Raw genomic sequence first — 1690 nt, forward strand, 5'->3', positions numbered from 1 at the left:
GCCTAAGACTGATGCAAGTCGGTGGCTCGAAGCTAGCCTATTCTGATGCTCTTGATGTTCAAAAAACCTTTCCCGGCGCACTCCAACAAGTTTTTGGTATGGCAGAAGGCCTGATCGCCTGTACTCGGTTAGGGGATGATGAAACCTTGGTTGCGACGAAACAAGGTCGACCTGTAAGTCGCTGGGATGAGGTTCGCATAGTCAATGCTGAGGGGAACACTGTTCCAATGGGTGAAGAAGGCGAACTACTCACTCGCGGTCCCTACACTTTAAGAGGGTATTACCGTGCAGAGGAACACAACCAACGCTCATTTACTCAAGATGGTTTCTACCGAAGTGGAGATCGAGCCATTGTTGATGAGAGGGGATATATCGTTGTGACTGGCAGAATTAAGGACGTCGTAAACCGAGCTGGTGAGTGTATTGCTACCGATGAAATCGAAGAGCATTTACTTATGCATCCTAATGTTGCACAGGTCGCCGTGGTTGCGGTACCTGATAAACATCTAGGCGAAAGGATCGGAGTCGCTGTCGTGAAAAGGGGGCTTTCCCCAACTTTGCAAGAGCTACGCACCTTCCTAAAAGACCAAGGGATGGCTTCTTTCAAACAGCCAGACGAATTGCTCATTGTCTCTAATCTGCCCAAAACAGCGGTAGGTAAAATTGATAAAAAGCGATTGCTTGGTCCAAGTGGTGAACCTTGGGTTAATACGCCAGTTTAACTAACGCGAGCTGCTTACCGTAGCTCTATATTGTCGATAAACAACGTCCTATTGATTGAATCGAGAGTGCTCTAGAAGGATGACTTGTCGTCGAGCCTGAGAAAGGTGCTTCTATTATTACACTCTTCAATGGGTCATTACAGGGAACAAAGACTAAAGGAAATCAACGTGTCATCTATAAAGAAGCCAGAAGTTTGCGAAAGTCTCAATGATATACGAATCGGAATAGATACCCTTGATAAGGAGATCGTTCATATTCTTTCTAAGCGGTTAGGGTATGTCAAAGCCGCCGCACAATTTAAGCCCAGTGAGCAGAGTATTCCGGCACCAGAGCGTGTCGCTGAAATGCTAGAAGACCGAAAAAAATGGGCAGAAGAGGCCGGGATGAGTAGCGAGTATGTCGAAACGTTATTCTCTAGTATCACCCATTGGTACATTAATCAGCAAATTAAACATTGGCGTACCGAAAGGGGGCTTTCAGCAGAAGAACCCGAAAATACGGCAACGTGATAAGAGTGTTTTGAACTTATCCGTTGAGTATGTATTAGAGGGTTACACATATTCCTGTTGGATCACCACTTTGACTACTAAGCGCCAAAGATTTAATTGATCAGATGACAGAAGAGAGCGTCAGTGCTGATTAGAGTATTAAGGACAATTACAAATGACTATACCGAAAATAGCGAGTTACGACTTGCCAGAACACCATGAGTTTCCAATAAACAGAACGAACTGGACTATCGAACCTAGTAAAGCGGTACTTTTAATTCACGACATGCAAGAGTATTTTGTGAGCTACTATGAGGCTGATTCGTCACCTATGGCGGACATTTTAACGAACATTCAGCAGTTAAAACACGTAGCGAAACAAGCGGGAATCCCGGTTGTATATACCGCACAACCCGCAAATCAAGACCCAAAAGATAGAGCCTTGTTAACTGACTTTTGGGGTCCGGGGCTAAACGGCG

General features: G+C 45.1%; 3 protein-coding genes. All 3 read left to right on the forward strand.

Going from position 1 to position 1690, the window contains the following annotated elements; all coding sequences use genetic code 11:
• On the forward strand, nt 1-722 hold a 722-nt coding region (locus AB4653_RS23095; RefSeq protein ID WP_372105415.1), incomplete at its 5' end, for an AMP-binding protein.
• 168 nt (nt 723-890) lie between these two features.
• Nucleotides 891-1232, forward strand: coding sequence for an isochorismate lyase (locus AB4653_RS23100; RefSeq protein ID WP_029223919.1), 342 nt, complete (start codon nt 891-893; stop codon nt 1230-1232).
• A 154-nt stretch (nt 1233-1386) separates the two neighbouring features.
• A partial coding sequence (locus AB4653_RS23105; RefSeq protein WP_372105416.1) for an isochorismatase family protein occupies nt 1387-1690 on the forward strand: 304 nt, incomplete at its 3' end.

The sequence above is a fragment of the Vibrio sp. 10N.222.48.A3 genome (assembly GCF_041475345.1).
Lineage (GTDB): Bacteria > Pseudomonadota > Gammaproteobacteria > Enterobacterales > Vibrionaceae > Vibrio > Vibrio tasmaniensis_A.